The 26,250-nt window shown below is 64.1% G+C and carries 20 protein-coding genes; 9 read left to right on the forward strand and 11 right to left on the reverse strand.

Annotation, left to right across the window (positions count from 1 at the left end; genetic code table 11):
• Nucleotides 1-326 precede the first annotated feature (326 nt).
• From pilB to H6718_02405, 3 genes are all read left to right on the forward strand, one after another.
• Nucleotides 327-2,030 carry a type IV-A pilus assembly ATPase PilB gene (pilB, locus tag H6718_02395; protein MCB9584214.1) on the forward strand — a complete coding sequence of 568 codons (1,704 nt, stop codon included), beginning with the start codon at nucleotides 327-329 and terminating at the stop codon, nucleotides 2,028-2,030.
• Nucleotides 2,031-2,147: 117 nt separating this feature from the next.
• A complete protein-coding gene (locus tag H6718_02400) occupies nucleotides 2,148-3,281 on the forward strand; it encodes a type IV pilus twitching motility protein PilT (protein MCB9584215.1) in 1,134 nt (377 codons plus the stop codon).
• Between the two features lie 242 nt (nucleotides 3,282-3,523).
• Nucleotides 3,524-4,918: a porin gene (locus H6718_02405; protein ID MCB9584216.1), complete on the forward strand. Its 1,395-nt coding sequence runs from the start codon at nucleotides 3,524-3,526 to the stop codon at nucleotides 4,916-4,918.
• A 14-nt stretch (nucleotides 4,919-4,932) separates the two neighbouring features.
• Here H6718_02405 and H6718_02410 read toward each other — a convergent pair whose 3' ends face one another.
• From H6718_02410 to H6718_02450, 9 genes are all read right to left on the reverse strand, one after another.
• Nucleotides 4,933-6,831: a response regulator gene (locus tag H6718_02410; protein ID MCB9584217.1), complete on the reverse strand. Its 1,899-nt coding sequence runs from the start codon at nucleotides 6,829-6,831 to the stop codon at nucleotides 4,933-4,935.
• A gap of 223 nt (nucleotides 6,832-7,054) precedes the next feature.
• The gene (gene kaiC / locus H6718_02415) at nucleotides 7,055-8,575 is read right to left on the reverse strand and encodes a circadian clock protein KaiC (GenBank protein ID MCB9584218.1); all 1,521 of its coding nucleotides are present in this window, start codon (nucleotides 8,573-8,575) and stop codon (nucleotides 7,055-7,057) included.
• Nucleotides 8,562-8,867: a circadian clock protein KaiB gene (gene kaiB, locus H6718_02420; GenBank protein ID MCB9584219.1), complete on the reverse strand. Its 306-nt coding sequence runs from the start codon at nucleotides 8,865-8,867 to the stop codon at nucleotides 8,562-8,564. The genes kaiC and kaiB overlap by 14 nt, the downstream gene beginning before the upstream one ends.
• Nucleotides 8,861-9,685 carry a response regulator gene (locus tag H6718_02425; GenBank protein MCB9584220.1) on the reverse strand — a complete coding sequence of 275 codons (825 nt, stop codon included), beginning with the start codon at nucleotides 9,683-9,685 and terminating at the stop codon, nucleotides 8,861-8,863. Before H6718_02425 ends, kaiB begins: the two co-directional genes overlap by 7 nt.
• Nucleotides 9,682-10,068, reverse strand: a complete 387-nt coding sequence (locus H6718_02430) for a hypothetical protein (GenBank protein MCB9584221.1) — start codon at nucleotides 10,066-10,068, stop codon at nucleotides 9,682-9,684. The genes H6718_02425 and H6718_02430 overlap by 4 nt, the downstream gene beginning before the upstream one ends.
• A gap of 78 nt (nucleotides 10,069-10,146) precedes the next feature.
• Nucleotides 10,147-10,536: a response regulator transcription factor gene (locus H6718_02435; GenBank protein ID MCB9584222.1), complete on the reverse strand. Its 390-nt coding sequence runs from the start codon at nucleotides 10,534-10,536 to the stop codon at nucleotides 10,147-10,149.
• Between the two features lie 84 nt (nucleotides 10,537-10,620).
• Nucleotides 10,621-11,253, reverse strand: coding sequence for a response regulator transcription factor (locus H6718_02440; GenBank protein ID MCB9584223.1), 633 nt, complete (start codon nucleotides 11,251-11,253; stop codon nucleotides 10,621-10,623).
• Complete coding sequence (locus tag H6718_02445; protein MCB9584224.1) at nucleotides 11,250-12,818, reverse strand: PAS domain S-box protein; 1,569 nt, start codon at nucleotides 12,816-12,818, stop codon at nucleotides 11,250-11,252. The genes H6718_02440 and H6718_02445 overlap by 4 nt, the downstream gene beginning before the upstream one ends.
• A 100-nt stretch (nucleotides 12,819-12,918) precedes the next feature.
• The gene (locus H6718_02450) at nucleotides 12,919-15,939 is read right to left on the reverse strand and encodes a hypothetical protein (GenBank protein MCB9584225.1); all 3,021 of its coding nucleotides are present in this window, start codon (nucleotides 15,937-15,939) and stop codon (nucleotides 12,919-12,921) included.
• Nucleotides 15,940-16,322: 383 nt separating this feature from the next.
• Between H6718_02450 and H6718_02455 the strand changes: the two genes are divergently transcribed.
• From H6718_02455 to H6718_02470, 4 genes are all read left to right on the forward strand, one after another.
• Nucleotides 16,323-17,792, forward strand: a complete 1,470-nt coding sequence (locus H6718_02455; GenBank protein ID MCB9584226.1) for an amidophosphoribosyltransferase — start codon at nucleotides 16,323-16,325, stop codon at nucleotides 17,790-17,792.
• Between the two features lie 228 nt (nucleotides 17,793-18,020).
• The gene (locus H6718_02460) at nucleotides 18,021-18,938 is read left to right on the forward strand and encodes a hydroxymethylglutaryl-CoA lyase (protein MCB9584227.1); all 918 of its coding nucleotides are present in this window, start codon (nucleotides 18,021-18,023) and stop codon (nucleotides 18,936-18,938) included.
• A gap of 181 nt (nucleotides 18,939-19,119) precedes the next feature.
• Nucleotides 19,120-20,472, forward strand: a complete 1,353-nt coding sequence (locus tag H6718_02465) for a hypothetical protein (protein MCB9584228.1) — start codon at nucleotides 19,120-19,122, stop codon at nucleotides 20,470-20,472.
• Nucleotides 20,473-20,554: 82 nt separating this feature from the next.
• Nucleotides 20,555-21,889: a sigma-54-dependent Fis family transcriptional regulator gene (locus H6718_02470; protein ID MCB9584229.1), complete on the forward strand. Its 1,335-nt coding sequence runs from the start codon at nucleotides 20,555-20,557 to the stop codon at nucleotides 21,887-21,889.
• Between the two features lie 227 nt (nucleotides 21,890-22,116).
• Here the strand turns inward: H6718_02470 and H6718_02475 are convergent, their stop codons facing one another.
• Both H6718_02475 and H6718_02480 read right to left on the reverse strand, forming a co-directional pair.
• Nucleotides 22,117-23,745 carry a putative metal-binding motif-containing protein gene (locus H6718_02475; protein MCB9584230.1) on the reverse strand — a complete coding sequence of 543 codons (1,629 nt, stop codon included), beginning with the start codon at nucleotides 23,743-23,745 and terminating at the stop codon, nucleotides 22,117-22,119.
• Nucleotides 23,736-24,341: a hypothetical protein gene (locus H6718_02480; GenBank protein MCB9584231.1), complete on the reverse strand. Its 606-nt coding sequence runs from the start codon at nucleotides 24,339-24,341 to the stop codon at nucleotides 23,736-23,738. Before H6718_02480 ends, H6718_02475 begins: the two co-directional genes overlap by 10 nt.
• A 427-nt stretch (nucleotides 24,342-24,768) precedes the next feature.
• On the opposite strand from H6718_02480, the gene H6718_02485 reads away from it, so the two are divergent.
• Both H6718_02485 and H6718_02490 read left to right on the forward strand, forming a co-directional pair.
• On the forward strand, nucleotides 24,769-25,149 hold the full coding sequence (locus H6718_02485) for a DUF192 domain-containing protein (protein ID MCB9584232.1): 381 nt from the start codon (nucleotides 24,769-24,771) through the stop codon (nucleotides 25,147-25,149).
• A 71-nt stretch (nucleotides 25,150-25,220) separates the two neighbouring features.
• Nucleotides 25,221-26,177 (forward strand): peptidylprolyl isomerase, encoded by a 957-nt coding sequence (locus tag H6718_02490; GenBank protein MCB9584233.1) that lies wholly within the window; start codon nucleotides 25,221-25,223, stop codon nucleotides 26,175-26,177.
• Nucleotides 26,178-26,250: the final 73 nt, after the last annotated feature.

Consider the following 26,250-nt stretch of genomic DNA (forward strand, 5'->3'; position numbering starts at 1 on the left):
AGTCTCGCCGCGGCATTTTTCGCAAAGGTTTCCGTCGGGCTACGCCTGACGCAACGCGCCAAGAAGAATGCTGCAGCTCGTCGCATTGGCGCTGTGAGCATGGTCCCCTCCCCACCATGGTTCGAGGGCATTGCGAATCAGCGAACCAGCGGATCAGCGAACCGGCGTATGAACCACGATGCATCCCGTTTCGATGCGCCAACCGGCCTTCGAGGGTTGCTAGACTGCGAGGCTCTGGACTCGCGCGCGCCCGCGCGATTGAAACTAGAAGTCGGTCCCATCTCTTCACGGAGCCCGCGTCCCAAGCTCCGAGACCTGCGAGGAAAATGTCTACAAGTCGTCTGGGTGAGCTACTCGTTCGAGAAAAACTCATCAGCCTTCAGCAGCTGCGACAAGCGCAGGAAGAGCAGAAACGCAGCGGCAGCAACCTGGGGTTCACCCTGGCCCGGCTTGGGTACATTTCCGATGGGGAAATAACGAACTTCCTCTCGACACAGTACCGCCTGCCAGCGATCAACCTCGACGACTACGAAATCGAGGCCGACGTCATCAAGCTGGTCGGACGAGACGTCGCAGAGAAGCACAAGATCATCCCGGTGAGCCGCTCAGGCTCCTCGCTGATCGTAGCGATGGCGGACCCCACGAATCTGCATGCCATCGACGACATCAAGTTTCTCAGCGGCTACAACGTGGAGCCAGTGGTTGCCAGCGAGACGGCAATCACCAATGCCATCGAGCGCTACTACAACGTCGGCCCCAGCTACGACGAAGTGCTCGGCGAGCTCGACCTAGAAGACGCGGACATCGACTTCGAAGGCGATGATGAGGACGTCAACGTCCTCGAGTTAGAGCGCGCCAGCGAGGACGCGCCGGTCATTCGTCTGGTGAACGTGTTGCTCCTGAATGCGATTCGCAAAGGCGCGAGCGACATCCACGTGGAGCCGTACGAGAAGCGCCTCAGAGTGCGCTACCGCATAGACGGAGTTCTCCACGAGGAAATGACTCCTCCGCTCAAGCTGAAGAACGCGATCGCCAGCCGTCTCAAGATCATGAGTCAGCTGGACATCGCGGAGCGTCGCCTACCTCAAGACGGTCGTATCAAGCTCAAGCTCGGCAAGGGCCGCGAGATGGACTTCCGCGTCAGTGTCTTGCCGACGATGTGGGGCGAGAAAATCGTCTTGCGTCTGCTCGACAAGGGCAACCTACAGCTCGACATGTCGAAACTCGGGTTCGACCCCAAGCCCCTCGAGGACTTCCTGTGGGCGATTCACCAGCCGTGGGGAATGGTCCTCGTCACCGGACCAACGGGTTCCGGTAAGACCACGACGCTGTACTCCGCGCTGAGCGATCTGAACAAGCCAGAGGCCAACATCAGCACCGCCGAAGATCCGGTGGAGTACAACCTTCACGGTATCAATCAGGTGCAGATGCACGATGACATCGGCCTGAACTTCGCGATGTCGCTGCGCGCGTTCCTGCGCCAAGACCCCGACATCATCATGGTCGGCGAGATTCGAGACTTCGAGACCGCGGAGATCGCAGTCAAGGCAGCTCTCACCGGGCATATGGTGTTGTCGACGCTCCACACCAACGACGCTCCGGCGACCATCTCGCGCTTGCTCAACATGGGCGTGGAGCCCTTCTTGATCACGGCCTCGGTGAACCTGGTGCTCGCTCAGCGTCTCGCGCGTCGTATCTGCAACGACTGCAGACGTGAGGTCAATGTCGAGCAGTCGGTGCTCGTGGACCTCGGTGTGCCCGAAGCCGACTGGCCAACGTACAAGGTGTTCCGCGGTCAGGGTTGCGCAACTTGCAACAACACGGGCTACAAGGGCCGCGTGGCGCTCTACGAGGTGATGCGCTTCACCGAGAACCTCAAGGAGCGCGTGCTCGAAGGCGCCTCCACCGCGGAGCTGAAGCTGGAGGCCATCCGCAACGGCATGTCCACCCTGCGCATGAGCGGCATTCACAAGGTGTCCGAGGGAATCAGCACCCCGGAAGAGATCATGCGCGTTACCATGGCTGACTGAGGGACTGCGCTCGGAACGTCTCGCCCCGCCCCCTAGCGTCTGACGGAGCGATGCGTTCCCACAGAGGGCAATAGTCGGCACCCTTCGCCCCGCGGAATCGGCACAGGAACAGCACTCATGACCCAACAGGACGGCCTCAAAGTAAACCTCCACCAGTTGCTGCGCGCGATGATCGAGAAGGGCGCCAGCGACATGCACATCACGACCGGGTCTCCCCCTCTGCTGCGTATCGATGGCGCAATCGTGCCGCTGAAGCTCCCGCCGCTTGGGCCCGTGGAAACCAAGCAGCTCTGCTACTCCGTGCTGACCGAAGAGCAGAAGATCAGCTTCGAACGCACGAAGGAGCTCGACCTATCCTTTGGTGTGAAGCAGCTCTCGCGTTTCCGCGCGAATATCTTCATGCAGCGCGGTGCGGTGAGCGGCGCGTTTCGAACCATCCCGTTCAAGATCCTCACGTTTGAAGAACTCGGCCTGCCAGCGGTGGTTGCCGAGCTGTCGATGAAGCCTCGCGGGCTCGTGCTCGTGACGGGGCCGACGGGTTCCGGAAAGAGCACCACGCTCGCGAGCATCATCGACAAGATCAACACCGAGACTCGCCAGCACATCATGACCGTGGAGGACCCCATCGAGTACCTCCACCCCCACAAGCGCAGCATCGTGAACCAACGCGAGGTCGGCAGTGATACCTCGACGTTCAAAGACGCGCTCAAGTACGTCCTACGTCAAGATCCCGACGTGGTGCTGATCGGCGAGATGCGTGACCTCGAGACGATCGAGGCAGCGCTAACCATCGCGGAAACCGGCCACTTGGTCTTCGCAACGCTGCACACGAACAGCGCCGCACAATCAATCAACCGCATGATCGATGTGTTTCCCCCGCACCAACAGGGTCAGGTGAGAGCCCAGCTCAGCTTCGTGCTCGAGGGTGTGTGCAGTCAGCTCTTGTTGCCGCGCCATGGCGCCCCCGGTCGCGTCCTCGCGCTCGAAGTGCTCGTGCCCAACGCGGCCGTCCGCAACCTGATCCGTGAGGATAAGGTGCACCAGATCTACTCCCAGATGCAGGTCGGGCAGGCCAAGTACGGCATGCAGACGCTCAACCAGTCGCTCTACTCCTTGTACGCCCGTCGGCTCATCAGCTTGGAAGAGGCCATGGGCCGCTCGAACGAGCCGGACGAGCTTCAGATGATGCTCGAGGGCAAGGGAGGCGACGATATCTCAACGCGCGTGCGCGACGTACCGCGCCGAGGCTGAGTCCCCCGCGCGAGTTTGAAACGGCCGAGTGACGTGGACCGCGAAGCTGGGCGACAGGTCTGTTGCCGAGCCCCCCCAGCTGGCGGTCGCTTTTGTTCGCAACGGCCAAGCCGTATTGCTATGCCTCGGCTTGCGACAGGGGGTCGCCGCCACGCTCGGCAGACGCACTTCTTAGGCGCAGCCACCTTTGGCCGGCGTAACACTCTTGCAAGCGCAGGCGCTCCACACTGAGGTTTCTCTCCATGCAACGACGCTCGTTCTCCTGCTTCTCTCGAACCTCGACCACCAGCCAGATCACTCGACGCCTCCGGGCGCGGGTGCTGCGCGGCTCCGCCGCGTCGGCGGGCTTGCTGGGTCTGATGTTGCTCAGCACGGCGGCTCACGCCCAAGAGGCAGACGAAGAACTCCCACCGCTTCCGGCACCGCCGAAGGCCGCGTGGTACGAGCTACTCGAACTGTCGGCGTTCGTGGATGCCTACGCCTCGGTCAACTATAACTTCCCAAAGCCCGCGGGCGGCGCCAACGCCACGACCCGCGCCTATGACACCGACACCGGCTTCGCGCTCGCGTGGGCGGGTGTCGACGCAAGCTTCCCTGCGGATCCAGTCGGCGGGACGCTGAGCTTGCGTTGGGGACCAGCCGCAGACACCTATGCAGGGTCCGAGCCGGGTACGCTCAAGCAGGTGAAGCAGGCCTTCGCTTCCTGGAAGCCCGGCGGCGCCGACGGCAGCGTGACCCTCGACTTCGGCAAGTTCGATACGATCTACGGCGCGGAACTCGCGGAGAGCTGGCTGAACTTCAACTACACCCGAGGCGCGGTGTACTGGTTCGCCCAGCCGGCGTTCCACACTGGTTTGCGCGTGGGTTGGGAGCTCAGCCCGGAGTTCACGCTCCGCGCCTTGGCGGTGAACGGTTGGAACAACACCGTGGACGGCAACACGGGGAAGTCCTTCGGTGCCCAGGCAGCGTGGACGCCCAGTGACAGCTTCGGCCTCACCGTGGGTTGGTTGGGCGGTCCTGAGCAGGCGGATGTGCTGGACATCGACTGCGCGGATGACACCGCCTACGACGCGAGCGCAGGAGGCTGCGCGAGCTCCCCCAACACGCCCGCGGCCAGCTACCGCGTTGACCGCGGAGGCGCGAACGATCTGGAGGCGTGGCGCCACCTGATCGACGCGGTGGTCACCTGGAACCCAAGCGACGCGCTCAACTTCGTGGTCAACGTGGACTACGGCTGGGAAGGCATTCGGCAGAGCACGAGCACCAGCGACACCACGAAGTACACCTGGCTAGGCGCGATGGCGGCTGGCCGCTACGCCTTCAACGCAACCTGGGGCGTTGCGCTGCGCGGTGAGTACTTCAAGGCGTATGGCGAGGATGAAGGTGATTTGCCCGCGCTCTCCGGCGACTACTACCCCTTCGGCGTCCCCGACTTGGCCATCGGAACTGGCACCCTCACAATCGACTTCAAGCCAACCGACAACCTAATTATCCGCTTGGAAAATCGAGGCGACTTCGCGTTGGATGCTCACTCATCCGTCAGCGACGACGCAAAAAAGATCTTCCCCAAGAAGCAACGCGAGACGGCGGACAGCCAGATCACCACGACGCTGGGCGTGGTCGTCACGACCAACTGACGCCTTCGAGCGCGCTACTCCGCGCTGCGGCTCTCTGCAAGCGGTGCCCCGCAGAGCGGCGCTGCTTGGCGGAGCATGCTCTCCACTAGGATGCGCAGCGCGGTTGGATCGAAGGGCTTCTCCAGCCGCTGGTTCGGCACTCGCTCCAGGAACTCCCGCGCGTCGCTCGTAAACGCGCCGCCCGTTAGGAATACGACCCGTTCACTGCACGCAGGCAGTGTGGCGCCCAGGACCCTGAAGAACTCCATCCCGTTCATCTGAGGCATCATCAGATCGCACAGGATGAGGTCGAAGCGATCGCCTTGGTGGAGCAGCTCGAGCGCTGCGGTCGCGCGCGTGAGGCAGGTCACGTCGTGAGTGCGCCCTAGCATGCGGCGGATGGTCTTCACGATCAGCGGATCATCGTCAATCACGAGCACTCGCGCCCGTGCCGCGGCCTCGTTCTCCATCTGGGGCGGCGGCGCCGGAATGGTGAGCGCCACGGAGTCCGCAGCGGGCAGCGCGACGGAGAACGTCGTGCCTTTGCCCTGCTCGGTCTCGAAGTAGATCTCTCCCCCCTGCTCCGTGAGGATCTGTTGGCAGATCGCTAGGCCGAGACCCGTGCCGACTCCTGCGGGCTTGGTCGTGAAGAATGGCGTAAACAGACGGTCCTGCACATGGGGAGGGATGCCCCCGCCGGTATCCGAGATTTCCACCAGGATACGGCCGTCGTAGCTCTGCCGAGTGCGAATGCGGATTTCGTTCTTCTCCGCCATGCCCGGCTCGATGGCGTGCGCGGCGTTGACGACCAGGTTCAAGAACACCTGATTGATTCGGCACTCGTTGACGAACACCGGCGGGACGTCGCCGTAGTCCTTCACCAGCCGCGCCACGCTGCGCACCTCGCTGCCCGCCATGCGCACCACCGAGTCGAGGATGCGATGGATGTCTTGAGCTTCCGCCGTGTCCTCCTTGGTGCGAGAGAAGCCCTTCAAGTCGCGCACGATCACGCGAATGCGCTCTGCAGCGTCTCGCGAGTCTTCGAGCTCCTCGAGGAGCTCTGAGTGGAGGTCACTGCCCCGAGCGAGTCGGCTCACCTCGCCCACTGCCAGGCCGAGGTTTGCCGTAAGCGCGGAGAGCGGGTTGTTGATCTCGTGAGCGACGCCCGCCGCGAGAGTGCCCAAAGACACGAGGCGGTCCGACATCAAGAGCCGCATCTCTAGCTCGCGCTGCTGGGTCACGTCACGGATCGATGCGAGCAACGCGGGCTCGCCCTCCCACTCCAGGTCGACCAAGCGGAGCTCGCCCACGCGCTCAATGCCAGGGCGACTGACCCGGATCTCGGTCGCGCCTTCGGCGCCGCCAGCAAAAATCAGCGGCTCTTGCATGAGCTCAACCCGACTGCGCCCGAAGAAGCGCATCGCCGCCGCGTTCACGAACTTGACGGCACCTCGCGGATCCACGACCAGCACCGCGTCGGGGTTGGTGTCCAAGATTTTCTGCAGCTGGCGTTGCTGCTCCTGAGCACGATTGCGTTCGATCACGTAGAGCACGCTGAGGGTCAAGAGGCGACTATTCAGGTAGTCCTTGGAGAGGACCTCTTGCGCTCCCAAGTTGAGCGCTGCCTCACGGATATATTCGTCGATGGCGGACGACATCACGACCGTCGGGATCTGCAGCAAGTCCCGTGCGGTGTGCAGCGTCGCGAGGCCTTGGGAGTCTGGCAGGCCCAAATCCAGGATGATCGCGTCGCACGCGCTCTTCGCTAGCCACTCTACCGCATCCTTCAAGGCGGCGACGTGGGCCACCTCGAAGCGTATGTCCTTGTTCTCCGCGAGTTGCTCGGTGGCGAGGAAGGCGTCCGCAGGATTGTCTTCCACCACGAGCACACGCATCGAGCGCTGCATGTCCGTCATCAATTCCCCCAGACTCATCAGGTTCCCCTCCATCCTGCCGAAGATCAACTACGACTGGGCAGACGAAGCCTTAAGTTTGAGCGGGGCAGTCCGAACCGTTGCAACGGTGGTTTGTGGTTTCTCTAGTTGCTAGGCGTTCCCTTGCGGCAAAGTTCCTGAAGCAAGGGTGGCCACTCTGGCCACCCTTTGGGACTTGCTGCAGCTATTCGACGTTTCCTTGTGGATCCTGCGGAGACGCCACTTACAGAGCGGGGTCTGTACCCCGGAACATCTCTCCGAGGCGCAGCCGCTCCTCGTCGAAGGTGTAGGTCGGAGTTCCCGTAAGGATTCCATGCACTCCGCGGAACGGTGCATGGACGTGCAGCCCCTGGCTGTCAATCAGGTACTCGCGGATCCCCTTGTCGTGGAAGGTGCCCCGCATCTTCAACACCGTCAGTCCGCGGCGCATCTCGCCCATCAACTCCACGTAACGCAAGAGGATGATGGTGTCGGTGATGGTAGAGATGTGGGTCTCTGTGATGGACTCGCCGCCCGTCAGCATGGAGGTGGTGTTGGTGAAGAGCCCAGTGATCTCCAAGTGCTTGATTGTACTGGTCAGCGCGATCACGAACTCACGGAAGGACTTATGGGTCGACACCCGCTCGAAGGCGGACATGCTGTCGATCGCCACCCGCTTCGGCTCGAAAGCCCGGATGTCGCGCTTCATCTGCAACAGGTGGTCCTCGAGGCCCATCACCTCGGGGTAACGACACACGATGCGCAGCAGGCCGTCGCGCTCCGCCTTCTCGAAGTCCACACCCCAGGACGCGGCATTACGTGTCAGCTGCTCGCGGCTCTCTTCGGCGCCGAAGAGCAACGCTCGCTCCCCCGCTTCGATCGCAGCCTTCACGTACTGCGCGACCATCAGGGTCTTGCCCGTACCGGTAGCGCCGCTGACCAGGATGATTGAGTCGCGATACATGCCGCCACCGCACATCTTGTCCAACTCGGGCACCCCGGAGGACACGCGGATCTCCGAGGACTTCTGCTTCAGCTCGATGGCGGAGAGCGGGATGATGGTGACTCCGTCCTCCGAGTCGATGGTGAAGGGGTACTCGCCCTTGTGATGGGTGGCGCCGCGAAACTTCAAAATCTCCACCGTGCGTCGTCGCTTCTCGGCCTCTAGACGGTTCCGCAGGAGGATCACGTTGTCGGCGACGAATTCCTCGACACCCCAGCGACCCACGTTACCCTCCTCCTTGGTGCGCTCCATGGTCACCAGCGTCGTGACGCCCAGCTTTCTCAGCCCCGCGGCGATGCGATGGATCTCCCGCCGCACGACGTTGGGGTCCGTCAGCTGAGGGAAGAGTGCGCCCACCGCATCGAGGATCACGCGCTTGGCGCCCACCGAGGTGATGGCGCTCTCCACTCGGGCGAGCAGCGCAGACAAGTCATAGGGCCCGGTGGTGATGGTCTCCTCCCCGGGCTCCGGGGTCGCGTCCACGACCGCGATCTTGTTCTCGGCGACCAGGCCTTCGAGATCCCAACCAAAGCTCCGCACGTTCTGCATCAGATCCGCGGGAGCTTCTTCAAAGGTGACGAACACCCCGTTCTCCCCGAAGTTCCTCACCCCCGCGAGCAGGAACTGCAGGGCCAGCACCGTCTTGCCACTGCCCGCGGTGCCGGAGAGCAGCGTACTTCTTCCGCGCGGAATCCCACCATTGGCGATTTGGTCGAATCCGACGATACCCGTCGGCAGCTTGGGCACTTCACACGCGGTCATAGGGCATTCCCCTTTCTAGCTTTTCCAGATCCAGACCGAGCAGCACCTTCTCGCGGTCGCTCAGGTCTCCGATGATTTTCCGTACGGGTTCTGGCAACCGCTTGACCAGCGTCGGCGTCGCCAGGATTTTTTCGTTCTCCGCAAGAGCTGGGTACTCGAGGACATCTATCACCTCGACCTCGTACTGGCCCCGCAGTTCCTCCTCGCAGATCACTCGCAGGTTCTCCAGAGCGCGATGCGACTGAGGGGTACGTCCGGTGATATAGAGGCGAAGCTTGAACTTCCTCATGATGTGCCTCCTTCCATGAACCGCCGTCGATGACCGACGCGGTAGTAGTCAACCAGCAGCCCCATCATCTCGAGGGCGAGTAGCCGCGCCTCGTAGACGATGGAGCGCGCTTGTGGGGTCTCGCCGTTGGCGATCGCGCGGTCGAGCGCGGCGACGTGAACATCGAGCAAGTCGCGCGGCCCGCCGCTCGCATCGCCAATCGCGGCGATGATGTGTTCCAGGGATTCCCGCGCAGGATCGACTCGCTCGGCGTGCCCGACGACATAAGGCTCCAGGAGTGAGTAGTAGCGGCCAACGATCTCTTGAAAGGCGTTGGGTTGTCGCTCGGCGATGGCGCCCGAACCAAGCAGCGCCGCTGTCACCCGCGTCTTCTGCGTGGCGGAAGACAGCGCTCGATAGCGGCTGAGGGTCTCTCGCAGCTCGACCGCATGGGCTTCCGCCACGCGACTCGCCGCGTAAGCGAGCACTCGCCGCAACTGATGATCGGTGATCTCCCCTCGCGGGAGATAGTCGTGGGCGCCAGCCTCCGCGCAGCGCGAACCAGGGTATTCGCCCCGTTCGTCGGTAAGCGCCACCAGGGCCACAGCAGGGAACTTTTCGCGAACCTCTCGCAGCCCTTCGACGCCCACACCCTGCACGCTCGGATCGATGATGAACGCTTGCACATCGACGCTCCCGAGATACTGCATGGCCCCCGCAAGCGTCGTGACCCGGCGCACCTTGTAGTGCTGGGCCTCGAGCAGCGCAACGAGGTGGCCGAAGCCAGTCTCCCCATCGTCCGCAAGCAGCAGGACATGGATCCTTGCAAGCGTTTCTGTCATCTGCTCCTCTCCTGTCCAAATTTTTCCTCAAGGAAATTATGAATACTTCCCAGCGCGACCACCTGGTCCACACCAGCAGCGATCGCGCTCGAACGCTCTTGGGGGCAAACTTCGGGTACAATCAGCGCCACAGGCAGCTGCAGGTTGCAGCGCCGAAGCTCCTTCACGATTTCCAGACACGCTTCATCGACTTCATCCACCTCGAACACGAGGTGCTGAGGGTTCAGTCCTTCAATCCAGGCGATGATTTCGAGAAATGCTGGCGCGCAGCGAGTGATCTGGACGCCCAGTAGGTTCAAGAAAGCCCGATAAGCGGCGGAATCCGCAGGCGCGGTCCGCGTGACGAAGACCACCAGGATCGGCGGCCAGAAGCTGTCGGGCATACCGTTAAGATCGTCACATTCGGCCGCGCACGCCAGTCGCGGGATCCCTGAATCTGTGCAGGCATGCTGACTACAGCTTTAGTCGGCTGGCCCTGCGGGCTCCGCGAGGATCCAGGCGGGCACCCGCTCAAAGTCGCGGTCCTTGCGCAAGAACGCGTCAGCCCCCAGCGCCAAGCACTGCTGACGGATCTCGTCCTCGGGCTCCGCGGTCAGCATCACGACCCGGCAGCGAATGTGGGCCCGGCGAATCGCCTTCAACACGTCGATGCCGTTCATTCCCGGCATCGCGATGTCCAACACCACAACGTCGGGTTTGAGGCCAGGAATCGCGTGAATCGCGCTCAGCCCGTCATGGAATACACCGACGACGTCGAGGCCTGCAGCCTCGAGCAGTCTGCGCATACGCATCACGACGGGTGGGAAATCATCCACCAGCACGACTCGCACGCGCTGGTCCAGCGCGTTCATGCGTGCACTATGGCCTGCCCTACGCGAGTCGTACTGTCGGTGACTTCCGGTTTTGTCGTCGGCAAATCCCCGACATTCCCGTGCTCAATCGACGAGCTTGTGGTGGACGGCATAGCGAGCCATGTCCACGTAGCTCTGAAGCTCGGTCTTCCCCCGGATGCGCGCGATGTAGGTGGCCACTGTTTTGTCGCTCAGCGACAGGTCTGTTGCGATAGCCTTTACGCTTCGCCCAGCCGCGATTGCGCAGAAGATCTCGAGCTCACGCTTGGAGAGTCGCTCGTGGAGCACGGGAGCTGCCGGTGCAGCGAGCCTGGCTGCGACCTCGGCGGCGTTTTCTGGGTGCAGGTAGCGCCCTTCGCGGCGGACCTGCTCGATTGCACCAAGCAGTTCCGTCGCGGCGCGGTGTTTATGGATCAAGCCGTTTGCTCCGGCGCCAAGCAGCTGAAACACATACTCGAGCTCCGTTGCCGCGGTGAGCATCAACACCGGCACCCTCGGTAGATCCGCGCGGATTTCCGCCACCAGGTCCATGACCTCCGGCCCGGGCATCAACACATCGAGCAGCAGCAGGTCCCATTCTCCCTGGAGAAGCTGGGCTAGCACAGCGTCGCCGTCGCCAGCCTCGACGACCTCCAGCCCGGGATACGCCTCTTGAAGCAGTTCACGGATCCCGCGCCGGGTGATCTCATGGTCGTCCGCAATCAACACTCGCTTCATCGCTCTGCACCATTTTTCTTGGGGATTCGCACCACCGCGACGGTGCCCGATGGGATCGCTCTCGAAAACGTGACCTCGCCGCCGAGGGACAGCGCGCGCTCCCGGACGCCGAGCAGCCCGAGGGCTGCGCCGTCCTCTAGCACATGCGGGTCGATCCCAATCCCATCATCAATGACTCTGAGTTCCCACTCGCTCTCTAGGTCCTGAAACATCACCTGAACCACCGAGGCCTTGGCATGCCGGGCCACGTTGGTCTGCAGTTCTTGGAGGATGCGGAAGAGCTCAGTCGCGACTTCGGTCGGGACGGTCGGGTCATCGACCCGCGCCATGACCCGAATGCCGCTGCGATCGGCGAAGCGCCGCGCTTCGTCGCGGATCGCTGCAGCGAGCCCCAGCGAGTCGAGAGCGGAAGGCCGCAACTCGAGCGCAACCTTCTGCACTGCGCTGATCGTGTCGTCGACCAGGGTGTCGGCCTGAGTCAAACGCTGCTCGATCGCCCCTTCCTCGTCGCCGACCAGGTGTCGCCTCACCCACCCCAAGTCGAGCTTGAGACAGGTCAAGAGCTGACCGAGCTCGTCATGCACTTCCCGGGAGATGCGCGTGCGCTCCTCCTCCCGCAGATCATTCATACGGCGAGTGAGGGCCCGCATCTGCTCCGCCCGTTCCTTGAGGGCTTGATGGCTCTGCACCAACGCTTGGTCCCGGCGGCGCTCATCGGTGATGTCGCGGGCGATAGCCGCCATCCCGTTCTGTTTCCCCGTGGCATCGTAGATTGCACAACCAACGATTGAGAGACACGCTACGCTGCCGTCTCGACGCCGGCGCAGAATTTCGCGAGGCTTCGCCAGGCTCTCCGCATCGAGCGTCAGGCTCTCACGCTGCCCCTGCTCGGAGATCGTATCCACAGGGGGAGCTACTTCCGCGATCTTGCGTCCCAGCGCTTCTTCGGCGCTGTAGCCAAATATCCGCTCGGCCCCGCTATTCCAGCTCTGGATCGTGCCATCCAAAGCCACGCTCGCGATCGCGTCCGGAGCGGCATTCACGATCGCCGCGAGCCGCTCGCTGATGGCCGTGGCGTTGCGCCGCTCCTCATCGATCTCCGCACGGGTCATGGCGTAAGCCACGGCGCGGCGAATGGCTGCCGGTTGGAGGTTGTTCTTGGGTAGGTAGTCCTGAGCCCCCGCCTTGATGCACATGAGCGCCAGCGAGTGGTCGTCGCGCCCGGTCAGCACGACGATCGGCACTTGATGTCTGGCAACCACCGCACGAACCGCCTCCACCCCTTCGATGCCGGGCAACCCAAGATCGAGCAGCACCGCCCCGATCGCCTGCCCTCCCAAGAGTTCCAGAGCTGCCTCGAGATCCTCTGCCTCGAGCACCACCGACTCGGGCACACCCACTTCGCTCAGCAGCTCGATGATCAGTCGTCGATCCCCGAGGTTGTCATCCACGAGCAACAGCGGGCGCTCCCGGCTGAGGTCGCTCAGCGGGTCCCGATGGAGGGCACTGATCAGGTCACGGGCCGGCATGGCTAAATAGCTCTGATTGGTGTGAGAGCCTCTCATGGCTATCCCATGCGCCCTCGACCCTGAGCAAATGGATTTGACTGGTGGCTCTTGGCGCTTTCCAGCAATTGGAGTCTAGCGTCGCACCCCGGACCAGCGGCTAACGGAGAATCCCGATGGCCTTGGCAGCGATCACCACATCGGGGTGGCTCGCGTGCTTCTTCATGAGTGCGGCGACATAGCCCTTTGCACGCTTGTCCCCGGCGGCGGCGAGGGCGCGAGCCGCCAGCAGGCGCACGGGCAGCGGCGCAACATCCGGGGGTTCGTCGAGGGTGCTCAGCTTGGCGGCGGCAAGGCTGGCCTTGCCATCCTCCGCGTCAATCAGCGCTTTCAGCCAGTCGTTCATCGGGCCGAGCAAGGTTGGGTACCGCGCGGCAAGGTTCCGGGCGCCGTCTGCGTCCTTGGCGGCTAACAAGTCGTAGCATCGCTCTAGCAGCGCCGGGACGGTTGCACCTTCGGCCTTGCCTGCTGCTTCCGCCGCCTGCTTCGCCTCGCCTTGATAGCGTAGCAGGCGTGCCTTGCGTAGCGCCTGGGCGGCGGTGAGGGAGTCCCAGTCCTTCGTGAGCTCCTGGGCTAGCTCGAGCTTCCCGTTGTCCAGGGCGTAGTCCACGGCCACGAGGTTTCCCCAGATGGCTTGCGGCTGGGCTAGCTCCTTCAGCTGCTCGTCCGCAGGAATCGTTTCCCCGCGGAGCCGAGCTAGCCCGGTCTGCAACCCCTTGAGCGTCGTCCCGCCCTTGGCTTCGTCACCGAAGGTGCTGAGCGCAGCACTTAGCTCCCCTTCGTCCAATGTCTCGTAGCCAATGACGGCCCGCACCACGGCGACTTCCGACGACTTCGGGTCCAGCGTCTCGATGGCCTTCTTGGCCTCGTCGAGGCGCCCGCCGAGCAACGCCACGCGCGCGGCCAGAGCGCGGGCGCGCGGGTAGATTGCGCTGAACTTGAGAGCACGCAGCGCCGCCTTACGGGCCAGCTCCTCATCGCCGTTCCGCACGGCAACAAAGCCGAGCCAGGTCGAGATCGCTGGACCTCGACTGATCCCGATGGCGCTCTTCAGCTTCTCCCGGGACTCCTTCGGGTCCTGGGAGGTGAGCGAGTCGACCAGCAGCGGGATAGAGCGTAGTGAAGCAGGCAGCTGATTGCGCTCCTCATCGCTGAGCTTGCCCTTCGCCGGCAGATCGCCTTCCGCCCCCTCAGCGACCCAGCGCAGCGCAACGATCGCCTTGCCCGAGGGACGCTCGCCGAGACGCTTGAGCGCTTCATCGACCACTGGCTTCGCCTGCTCCGGCCCGAGCTCGATCAGGGCCAACGTCGCCAAGAAGATCTGCGCCGGGATCAAATCTGGGTCGAGCTTGACCGCGGCCTGGTAACGCTCGAAGGCCCGGTTGTCGCCCGCGAGGTCGAGAGCCGCAGCCGCCGTGAGCTGATACATCGGGTCCTGGGCGACCTTCTTGTCCCACTTGCTGAGCAGCGCCGCCGCGCCCGCCAAGTCGCCTTCCGCCATGAAGGATGCCACCTGGCCAAACGCAAGCTGCTCCTCGGGCACTTCGACGCTGCGAGCGCGATGAATCGCGGCGTCGATGCCTGGCGCCTCACCGGGTCCCATGAGGGCATTCAGCACGCGGTTCTCGAGCCAGAGCCGGGCGGCCTTCTGGTTGCGAGAGTCGAGCTCGAGGACTTCGTTGAGCTTGCCGTCCGACGCGGCGAGCTCGTCCAGCTTGCCGTCGTGGAGCATCTTGCTCACCTGAACGGTCAACGCCTCGGCTTGGGCGGCCTTCTCAGCCCGCACCTTCTGGGTGTAGACGAAGCCTCCGCTACCGCCCACGCCGACCAAGAACGCCAGGATGGCGAGGGTCCAAACGCCGCGGCTCTTTTCCTTGGGCGGGCGCTCCCAAGCAGGCGGAGCACCGCCACCCTTTTCGTAGACACCAACCAGCGCCAGGTGCTCGAGGACGTGTTCCGGAGTCACGCTCGCCGAGTCATCGATCTCGACTTGAAGCGCTGCACGTCCGGGGATGGTTGGCTCATGTCGGCGCGGGTCGGGTGCGACTGGCGCGGGGGAAGGCATGGGCGCTGGAGCCTGAGCCAGCGCTGGCATCTGCGGTGCGAGCTGAGCGCGCACCGCTGGAGACAGCTCGAGGGTCGGCTGCCCGTCGCTCAGCGAGTGCATGCCGTTTGCTCCCGGCAAATCGATCGGAGGTAGCGGCGCGGGAGTCGGCTGCGCTGGTCGCGGGGAGTGCGCCTCCACCGACTGTGCGGCGGCACCCATCGACGAGAGCCCCGGCAGCGGAGGCGGCGTGCTCTTGGGCAGCGGGGGCGGCGTGCTCTTGGGCGGCGCCGCCGGCTCGAAGACTCCGGGTAGCGGCGGTGGCGCCGACAGCGGACGGGGACCTGGAGCCTTGGCGACAGGAGAGGCAGCTGCGAGTGGGCTCACCCCCAAACCAACCGGCACCTTCGGGGCCTTGGGCAACGCGTCTGGAGGCGCAGCAACGGGCGCCTGAGCGACGGGATGCGCTGACGGGTGGTTGTCCAGCTGCCAGTTCGCCGCTGAGTCCATCACCGTCGTTGGATCATCGAAACTCAGGGCATTTCCCCGAGGATTTGTCACCTCATCGCTGAGGCTAGCTCGGGGATTGACGGTGGGCGGGGGAATCGAGTTCTTCTTGGGCAGCGTGCGCGCGACCTCGGTCGCAACCGCTTGGATCCCAACGCGCTTCTGCAGCGCGACGTAGACCGTGGCGCGTTCGTGCCAGAGCTGGGTATCCGCATCCTGGCTGCCGAGTTGTATTGCCCGCGCGAGCACCTTCTCGGCGCGCATCGCGTCGCCTCGACGCAGCAACACCTCACCCAAGTAGCGGAAAGCACGTGCGTCCCGACCGTCCGCCTTGCCCGCGCTCACGAGTGCCGCCTGCGCCTCTGGCAGTAGCTGCGAGTCGAGGAACATGCGGCCAACGGCCAGCATCACTTGAGGATCGTCGAGGTGCCACGTCTGCGCGTTGGTCCCGACCTCGCGAATCAGATCCTCCATCCCCGCGGTAGTGCTCAGGAAGGAGCACAGGGCGACCGTCGCATCTGCGTCGGGGTTGGCTCGCCACTTTCCAATCAACTCATCGACGGCACCCATCGCCGGCAGCATACCCACGTCCGCGCTTACTAGAAAAGCTGGGCGATGAGTTGGGGGCTGCTCCACTCACGCGTGGGGCGAAACCCACACGCAACGAAAACAGCGTCCCGCGCTGGCGCAAGCGCCGATCAACTGGCTCCAGTTACGGCAAGATCTGCGTCGTGGGGTTTTCGTCGCTACCGCTCGCGTGCTAGAGGCACGCGCGAAAACGCTGTCGACCCGAGGCGCACTGGAGGTGCCCTTCGGTAAGCGGCGCGGTTTCTTCCCCCCAACGTCACGCCAGTTTTGGCGCGATTTCGGGACTTGGTCGGCTGAAGCCGACGCGCGCCTGAAAAAACTCCCCAAAGGAGCGTCCCTGTGACGCGGAGAGCGAAGGTCGAGCCATGTGCGGTGTATTCGGCATCTACGGCCACGGTGAAGCGGCAAACCTCACCTACCTCGGCCTTCATGCGCTCCAGCACCGGGGTCAGGAGAGCGCGGGCATCGTGACCACGGACGGCAACCAACTCTTCGCGCATCGCGCGATGGGCCACGTGATCGATGTCTTCCCCCAAGAGCAGCTGGCGCGTCTCCAGGGGCATTCGGCTATTGGCCACGTACGCTATTCGACCGCCGGAGGCTCCTTCCTCAAGAACGCGCAGCCCATCGCGGTCGAATACTCTCGCGGCTCGATCGCGATTGGACACAACGGCAACCTGACCAACGCCGAACGGCTGCGCGAGAAGCTCGAAGCCCAGGGGTCGATCTTCCAAAGCGCGAGCGACACGGAGGTCATCGTGCACCTGGTCGCGAAGAGCACCCAGCGCGCCGTGGAAGACCGCGTCGCCGACGCGCTGAACCAGGTCGAAGGCGCCTTCTCGCTGCTAGCGCTCAGCCCCGACACCTTGGTGGCGGTGCGGGATCCGCGCGGAATCCGTCCACTTTGCCTCGGCATCGTGCCGGGGCGACCCAACGCCCACGTAGTTGCCAGCGAGAGCACCAGCTTCGATCTGATCGGGGCCGAGTTCGTGCGCGAGATCGAGCCGGGTGAGATGATCGTGGTCAACTCCAACGGCCTGACCAGCTCACGCCCCTTCGACAAGGTTACGCGCAAGCTCTGCATCTTCGAGTACGTGTACTTTGCCCGACCGGACTCCACGATCGATGGCATCAGCGTCTACGAGGCTCGCAAGAACCTCGGGCGCAAGCTCGCGATGGAGCACCCCGTCGAAGCGGACGTCGTGATCCCCGTGCCGGACTCTGGCGTGCCGGCGACGATCGGCTATGCAGAGCAGGCGGGCTTGCCCTTCGAGATGGGCCTGGTGCGCAGCCACTACATCGGGCGCACGTTCATCGAACCCGAGCAGCGCATCCGCCACTTCGGGGTGAAGCTGAAGCTGAACGCAATTTCCCGTACGCTAAAGGGCAAGCGGGTCGTCGTTGTCGACGACTCCATCGTGCGGGGCACGACGAGCCGCAAGATCGTCAAGATGCTGCGAGATGCAGGAGCGCGGGAGGTGCACTTCCGCATCTCGAGCCCGCCGAACAAGTGGCCCTGCTACTACGGCATCGATACGCCGACGCGCAGCGAGCTGATCGCCTCGAACCACTCGATCGAAGAGATCAACAACTACATCACGACGGACAGCCTGGCTTACCTGTCCCTCGACGGCATGGTTTCCTCGGTCATGGCCTCGCGCCACGGCGAGGGAGCGGCGCCACTGAAGAGCGGAGACTCTGCGCGGCGGCTGCCCATCGCGCCCGCCCTAGAGGCAGATCAGCAGTCGTTCTGCCACGCCTGCTGGAGCGGCGAGTATCCCATCGAGTTCCGCGGCAACCCCGGCGCCCGCCAGATGCGCCTGCTAGAGGCTTGATCGTTTGGGGGGGAGGGCGCCACGAGCGTCAGAGAAAGCGCTCTTGCAGCAGCCTTCACGCGCTCTTGAAATGCACGAAACTGCGCTCCCACGTCGAGCCGGGTGCAGCTGACTTCAGAGTGCCCAATCTCGCTTCGCTCTGCTAAGCACTCAGCAACGCTTCCACTGGAGGCTTGGAACACCACTCGCGCCGCCGTACGCGCCGCGCCCCAACAGCAGCTTACTGGGATGCTCGACACTCCGCCTGACCGCGTTTCCGTTTACGAAGTCTCCCCGCGAGACGGGTTACAGAACGAGGCTTCGCCGATCTCCACCGAAGCCAAGCAGCGCTTGGTCGAGGCGCTAGTGAAGGCGGGCCTGACGCGAGTCGAGGTTTCGAGCTTCGTGTCACCGCGCTGGATCCCCCAGCTGGCGGACGCGGAAGAGCTGCTTGGTTTGCTCGAGGCGCCCGAAGGCGTCACCTTCAGCGCGCTCTGCCCCAACGCGCGTGGCTTCGAGCGCGCGAAAGCCTGTGGCTTGAAGGAAATCGCCGTCTTCATGTCGGCAAGCGAGACCCACAACCAGAAGAACACAAACAAGTCGACCGAGGCGTCGCTGCGAGTGTTTCGTGAAGTAGTGCCTCCCGCCCTGGAAGCCGGGATGCAAGTGCGCGCCTACGTCTCGACGGTGTGGGGTTGCCCCTACGAAGGTGACGTCGATCCTCAGCGCTCGCTGGACATCACTCGCGCGCTGCTCGACATGGGCTGCTATCAGGTCTCCTTGGGTGACACTATCGGCGTCGGAACGCCCATCCAGACCCGCGAGCTAGGCAAGCTTTTCCTCAAGGAATTTCCTCAAGAAAAGCTCGCGCTCCATCTCCACGACACGCGAGGCACAGCACTCGCCAACGCGCTCGTCGGCCTCGATCTCGGCTTCCGTCACTTCGACGCGTCGGTTGCTGGCCTCGGCGGTTGCCCCTACGCGCCCGGCGCAGCCGGCAACCTGGCGACCGAAGACCTGGTCTACATGCTCCATGGCATGGGCATCGAGACCGGCATCGATCTCGAGCTGCTCGTGGAGGCGGGCCGGGTGGCTGAAGCGGTGGTTGGACGCCGCCTACCCGGAAAAGTGCATCAGGCCGGCGTCAGCAGCCGGCGCGCGATCTGACTGCTCAGCCACTGCGGAAACCGCAGCGATGGTGCGGAATCGGCAGCCCGACAGTCCTTACGGCTAACTGCGGAAACCGCTTCGCGCGCTAGGCGAAGTTGGAACGGCGCTTGCTCAGTGCAGTTTGCGAGGCGAGCATCGATCCAGGCCGTGGACGACGCATCGGCCCCGATCCCGACGCATGTCCGACCCAGAGCCGCCCCGACGAGCCTCCAGGCCACGTAGCTGGGGACGCCCAGCGCTCGCCGCGGGAAGCTTGCTCGCCATCCTGGCGCTGCTGCTCACGCTCATCATGAGCTACCGCAACGTCGAGCGCGCGGGCATTGCTCTGGCTCGAGGCGAAGCAGCAGCTTGGTTCGATCGGGTGCGCCGCACTCGACCTGACGAACGCGGTGCCCCCCCCGACCTCGACCGGTTCCTGAAGCGGCACGAGGACGCCGGGTTGCGCTACGTCGCGCTCGGATCGCCGGAAGGGATTCAGCACTCGGCGGGGGAACCCAAGCTCGGCCCGGTCAACTCACGGGATTTCCTGAAGGGCAGCCTCACCATCCGCGACAACCGGGTGCGCGCAGTGTCTCTGCCCGTGCCGCCTCCCCCGCCCTGCCCACCAGAAGCCCCTGACTGCGATCCCATCGACCTCCCACCCCCGCACTTGCCGCCGGGGATCTTGCTCGAGTTCGAGACGCGCTCCGTACCGGAGCTCAGGGAGGGAGCGCTGCAAAGTCTAGGCGTGGGACTCGCCGCCGCCCTCGCGCTGGGCGCGCTGACGATCCTGCTGTGGCGCGCCTTCTCGAGCCACGAGCGGCTGTTGATCGAACTCGCGCGAGAGCGACGCCTGGCGAGTCTCGGCCAAATGAGCGCCGTGTTGGCCCATGAAATCAAGAATCCTTTGGCCTCCCTCAAGGGCAACGCCCAGCTCCTCGCGGAAGTGCTGCCTCGGGAGAGCAAAGCCCACGCGCGCAGCGAACGCGTGGTGAAGGAGGCAATTCGTCTGGAGCGCTTGGTGCTGGACCTCTTGGCGTTCGCGCGCTCTGGCGAGCTCGCTGTGACCGACGTAGAGCTCCATCCGCTGCTCTCGAGCGCGATCCAGCAAGCTCAGGCCCATGTGTGGACCCCCAGCGCGGAGCGGGACATCTCGGAGTCCCAGCAAACCGGGCGCTGGGTGCGCCTCGATGCGCCCGACCTGCCAGCGACGTGGCCACTGGATGCGGAGCGCATTCGTCAGGTCTTGGTGAACCTCTTGCAGAACGGCCTCCACGCTTCGCCTGAGCCGGTGAAGCTCGAAGCACGCGTCCTCGACAAGCTGCTCGTGCTGCGAGTACTCGACGAAGGGCGCGGCATCGACGGCGACCCCGAGGCGCTCTTCGAGCCCTTTCACACGACCCGCACCCAAGGCACCGGCCTTGGCCTCGCCATCGCGCGGCGCCTGGTAGAGCTACACGGCGGCAGCATTTCGGCCTCGAATTTGCTTGATGACACAGGGGCCGTCAGCGGCGCCTGCTTCGAAGTGCGACTCCCGCGAGGCGTTGGCTGAACACTTGCAAGGCTTTGCGACAAGGCTCGCGACAGACGCGAAGCGACCCCCGCGCAGCAGCGACTTATTTCCTGGAGGAGACTTGGCGAGAATCTTGGTGGTAGACGACGAGGAGGGACTCCGCGAGTTTCTGGTAGAAGCTCTCGAACTCTCCGGACACGACGTGACGCCAGCGGAGACGGCCGAGCAGGCCCTCAGCCAGGCCGCCAACTCACATTTTCATGTGGTAATCAGCGACCTCAGGCTACCAGGCAAGAGCGGCATCGATCTCTTGCGGCAGCTGCGCCAGGACGCTCCAGACACTCAGGTGGTGATGCTGACCGCCCATGCGAGTGTGGAGAGCGCCGTCGACGCGATGCGACTTGGTGCGTTCGACTACCTAGAAAAGCCCATAGGAAGCCCAGCGGAGCTTCGTCTGGTCGTCGACCGAGCGCTGGAGAAGCGCGGCCTGCTGGCGGCGAAAGAGCAGGCGTTGCGCACTCAGGATTCCGTGGACGCGTTGAGCTACGGCGCTGAGTCCATGCAGCCGGTAGTCGCTGCCGCCGAGCGCGTGGCTCGCACCGACGCGACCGTGCTGCTCCTGGGTGAGAGCGGCACGGGCAAGGAAGTCCTGGCCCGAGCGATCCATCAAAAGAGCAACAGACGGGACGCGCCGTTCGTCGCCATCAACTGCGCCGCCCTCTCGAGTCACTTGCTCGAGAGCGAGCTCTTCGGACACGAAAAGGGCGCGTTCACCGGCGCTCACGCTCGGCGCCAGGGACGCATCGAGCTGGCAGAAGGTGGCACCTTCTTCTTGGACGAGATTGGTGAGCTGGAGCCCGCGCTCCAGGCCAAGCTCCTGCGAGTACTGCAAGATCGACGCTTCGAGCGCGTGGGTGGTAGCCGCACGCTCGCCGCTGACGTGCGCTGGGTCGCCGCGACGAACCGCGACCTACGTCAGGCGATGGCCGAGGGTAGTTTCCGTGAAGATTTGTATCATCGCCTCGCGGTCTTCCCCATCCGCCTGCCCCCGCTACGGGAGCGCCGTGAAGACATCGTGCCGCTGGCGGAGGCGCTCGTTAAGCGCCTTTCCGCCGAACTTGGGCGCAGCGCCCCGGACCTCTCCGCGAGCGTTCAGCGTTACCTCAAGGAAGCAGAATGGCCAGGCAACATTCGTGAGCTGCGCAACGTGCTCGAACGCGCGCTGATTCTGTGTGACGGTACCACCGTGGAAAAGAGCCATCTCTGGCTCGAGCCAACCACCAACGGCAAGAGCGAGCCGCCAGACCTGGCTCGCCCCCTGGTGGACATCGAGCGTGAAGCGATCACCCAGGCACTCGCGCGCTGTGGTGGTAATCGCAAGGCAGCCTCGGAGATGCTCGGGATCGGGCTCCGGACGCTGTACGACAAGCTGAAGCGGTATGAGATCACGGCGTGACGCGCGCACGCCACCCATTGCCGTGTGGAACACGCGCGGCGCGCCGAGTGCGCCCCAGGGCCGCGGCAGTGGCTTCGAGCGAGACGGCTAGTGAGGCGAATCTGTGATTCGCTGAACAAGTCAACACAGCGTTTCCTCGTCTCAAAAGCAGTGCGAAGGCGCAAAACTCGTGCGCCCACACCCTCAGGGGGCGGGCGAGTTTTGCAGCGAACTACGGAGACAGGACACTAGTTCCCCGCGGCGCACTCGAGCTTCGTGAAGTACGTCTGCCACGAGCCGCTGCGTCGATCGTCGAACAGCACGCCCACGTCGCCAGCGGCGCCAAAGCTCGCGATTGGACTGACAGTATCCGAGCCATCGAAGGTGATGCGCTCGCGCGCCGTCAGCTCCTCGAGATCTGCGCTGAGCAGCTTCGAGTAGAGTTCGTAGTTGCCGTCGTGATCGTCGGCCCACACCAGCAAGAAGCGATCGCCAAGGGGTAGCATCGCGTGGGAGCGAGCGAAGCTAGCGCCGGTCGTCAGCTGAGTCGCAGGGCGCAGGATGTTGCCATCCTCATCGACGAGGGCACCCCAGATCGCATCGCCAGGGGTGACGTCGCGCTTCTCCCACGCAACAACGAAGCGGTCTCCAAGCCAAACGATGCTGGGGTCGACGGCGTCGCTATCCAGGGAGATGGGAGAGGTCGACTCCTTCAAATCCGGGGTGATGGTGAGGAATCCGATTTCCTGACCGAGGCCCTGGTTCATGTTGAACGCGGTGCCGAGCTTGCGCTCACCCTCTGCGACCCGCGGTGACTCCGCGATGATGGAGGGCAACGTGTACTGGGTGATCTCCGAGATCGGCTTGCCCTCGGCGTCGAGCAGCACGCCCACCAGGACGAACAGCGAGGAGCGCTCCTCCTGCCAAATCACAGCGTACTGGCTCCCGTTCCAGAGCAGCGACGGGTTCAAGCTGAAGCCTGCGGCCTGGCTGATGCGTATGTCAGCCCCGAGCTTGTTTCCTCCGGGATCGAATCGATTGAAGTAGATCTCGTAGTCCGAGTCTCGACGGTCCTCCCACACGGTCGCGTAGACGGAGCCGGTCCACACCACAGGACCGGTGAAGTTGTCGTTGTTGACGTTGGTGATCGCCGTCTCCGGGAAGCTCGCGAGGGGCGTCCCGTCAGACGCAATGCCCTGGGCGAAGTTCTTCCAGTGGGTCTCTTGACCCGTGTAGGTCGCCACGTAGTTGGTCTCCGCGTAGACCAAACCGCCAGCCCCCGCCTGGCGCAGGTCGGCCCCGGAGATGCGCACGTCACCGCCCCCCGTGGGCACGTAGCGCGCGTTGTCGTCGACGATGCCGTTGCAGTCGTTGTCGACGCCATCACAGATCTCCTCTCCCCCAGGAAAAGCTAGCGGAGAGGTGTCGTCGCAGTCATCGCCGCACGAACCTGGCTCGCCGGCGGCGTAACCTGGACGCGGGCCGTAGAAGCCGTCCTTGTCCTCGTCACGCACCAGGCTCTCGAACACGCACTGACCATCCTCAGAGTTGCAGGTGTCCTGAGTGCACTCGTCGCCGTCGTCGCACACGACAGGCTCTCCCTCGACACACTTCCCCGCGGAACAAACCATGGTTGTGCACAGATCGGGCGGAACGCATTCGCTGTCGATGGTGCAGTCTGGCGCATCAGCCGCCGCGTCAACCGTCGCGTCGGCTCCTGCGTCGGTTTCCTCCGCTGGCGGTCCGTGTAAGCCGGTGCGGGACCCGCACGCGACCTGCACCGCGGCCGCTGCGGCCACGCTGGTGAGAGCAAACAGAGCAGCACGAGAAGTGCGGAGCGGGCGCTTTGAGAGCCACCCGCGATTTCCTAGAAGCATCCGCCGAATCCTTCAACGTCCACCGGGAGACAGAACAAGCCAGGCGGGCAGCCGTCATCGCCTTGGAGCTGACACATCTGAACGCACTGGTTGCCCTGGCCCGTGATGACACACACGAAGCCGCCTGCGCAAGCTTCGCCTCCGCACGGATCACCCTGCTGCCCAGTCCCAGCGGGGATACAGTAGGTGCCGTAGGTCTCCTGTTCGCAAACGGAACCCGGATAGATCACGTACGGGTAGCAGCCCTCACCAGGGCCGCAACCCGTGACCGCGGCCCAAGGATCGCACTGCAAGTCGGGTTGGGGCGGAGCCGCATCCGGGCAGCCGGGGTCGACGTAGCCACTGTCGACCTCAGAGCCACCCACTCCCGCGTTGCCTGCGGTGCCGGCACTCGAGTCCTTGCCAGCGTCCTTCACCGGCGTCGTCCCACCGAAGCCTGCGCTCCCCGCCTGAGCGTCGGAACCAGAGCCGCTGCTGCCACCGCTACCAGCATCGCTGAGGTCGGCGACAGCGCTTCCGCCACACGCGGAAACCAAGGCAATCGCTGCCCCTACCATCGCGGCGCGTGAGCGCCACTCAACGCCAGAACCCCACATGCGCCACATGCGGGGAGCATAGGCTAAGCCCTAGCTCGATGCGAAGTCGCATTCAGGGCACTTCGCGTGGTGGCTGGTGCGTTTCTAACGCCGTGGTATACGCCGCGCCATGCGCGACCGCGAGCGAACCGAGAAAACCCGCCGGAATTGGCAGGCCGGGCGCCGAAGCGTGCAGATATTAACGGTCACGAGCGGCGTCCTGGCGCTGGTTGCTTGCGATCCGATTGGCAGCCCGAACTCTTCGACCTCTAGCTCGACGCACGCTCCAGCGCGTGCAGCTCATCAGGCGCAAGGCGCTTCGGCGCCCGCAAAGTCTGACCACGCGGAGCCGGCCAAAGCCGCTTGTACTGTCCCATTCCCCGAGGCGCCGGCGCCCAAAGCAGAGCCAGCGGCTGACTGCCCCGAAGCTGCTGGACCGCCATTGGCCTTGCCGCGCGGATTCGTGTCCTTCCCCGAAGCCAACGGCAAACCTCGGGTCGCCGTCGAGGTTGCTTCGAACGACACCAGCCGCCAACGGGGCCTGATGTTTCGCACGAGCATGGCCCCTGAAGAAGGCATGCTCTTCAGCTGGCCCACCAACGCGCCGCGCTCCTTCTGGATGAAGAATACCTGCCTGCCCCTGGACATGCTGTTCATCGACAGCCAAGGCTTCGTGGTGGGCATCCTCGAGCAGGTCCCGGTGCTGAATGAGCACCCACGAGCGGTCCCCTGCCCGGCGGCGTTCGTGCTGGAGATGAACGCCGGCTGGAGCCGGGATCACGGGGTGAAGCCCGGTCAACAGGTAAAAATCGAATACAGCTCCGAGTGACCGCTCACGGTCACTCTCAATCTGCGCGTTTCCGCAAGGATTAGCGACACAAAGCTTTCAAGGACAACAGCATGCGATCTTTGGTTTTTCGATTGGGGTTAGGCGCACTGGCCGTCAGCCTGGGTACGTCCGTGGTTGGCTGTGACGAGGCCAAGAAGGAACCGGAAACCAAGCAGCCCACCATCAAGAAGGAGAGCACGCCGGGCACCAACCCAAGCGCTCGTGCGCAGCTCAAGCTGGGCGGCGCCAAGAACCTCAAGGGTTTGCTCTCGCGCATGAATCGCCCGGGGCAAGCGCCCGGTGGCGCGCGCAAGATCGCCGCAAAACCGGTGGCGACGGTTCCGGTGACTCCCGATGATCCGGCCAAGGGCAAGTTCGATCTCACGGACGCCGCCAAGGGCCTCAAGGGCGAGGGCTACTTCAAGGCGGCCATCGACACGACCGCTGGCAAGCTCGAGTGCGAGCTCTGGCACGACAAGGCGCCGATCACGGTCGCCAACTTCGTCGGCTTGGCTCGCGGCCTCCGTCCGTGGAAATCGAGCGACGGCAAGTGGGTGAAGAAGCCCCTCTACGACGGCACGCCGTTTCACCGTGTGATCAAAGGCTTCATGATCCAGGGCGGCGATCCCAATCACAACGGCTCCGGCGGGCCCGGCTACGTGATCCCTGATGAGATCTGGGAGAACGCCCACCACGACGAGCGCGGCTTGCTTTGCATGGCGAACCGCGGACCCAACACCAACGGCTCCCAGTTTTTCATCATGGATGGCGTCGCGGCTCACCTCGATGGCGGCTACACGATCTTCGGCAAGTGCGGCCCCGAAGAGGTGATCGAGAAGATCGCAAACACCAAGGTGGTCGGCGACAAGGCCGCCGATCCGGTGAAGATCAAGAGCGTGAAGATCACCCGCGACGCGAAGATGCCGGAGCCCAAGCAAGAGGCGGCCGCCGCGCCATCGGGCAGCGCGGCAGCTAGCGGCGCTCCCTCCGCGGCCCCCAGCGCCGCTCCCGCCCCAAGCAGCAAGTAGCCCCGGCGCAATCCGCAAACCGAGCCTCGCACCGCCCAAAACCAAGCGGGCTGCGAGGCTCGTCGGCGACGTG

The organism is Polyangiaceae bacterium (assembly GCA_020633205.1).
Lineage (GTDB): Bacteria > Myxococcota_A > Polyangia > Polyangiales > Polyangiaceae > JAHBVY01.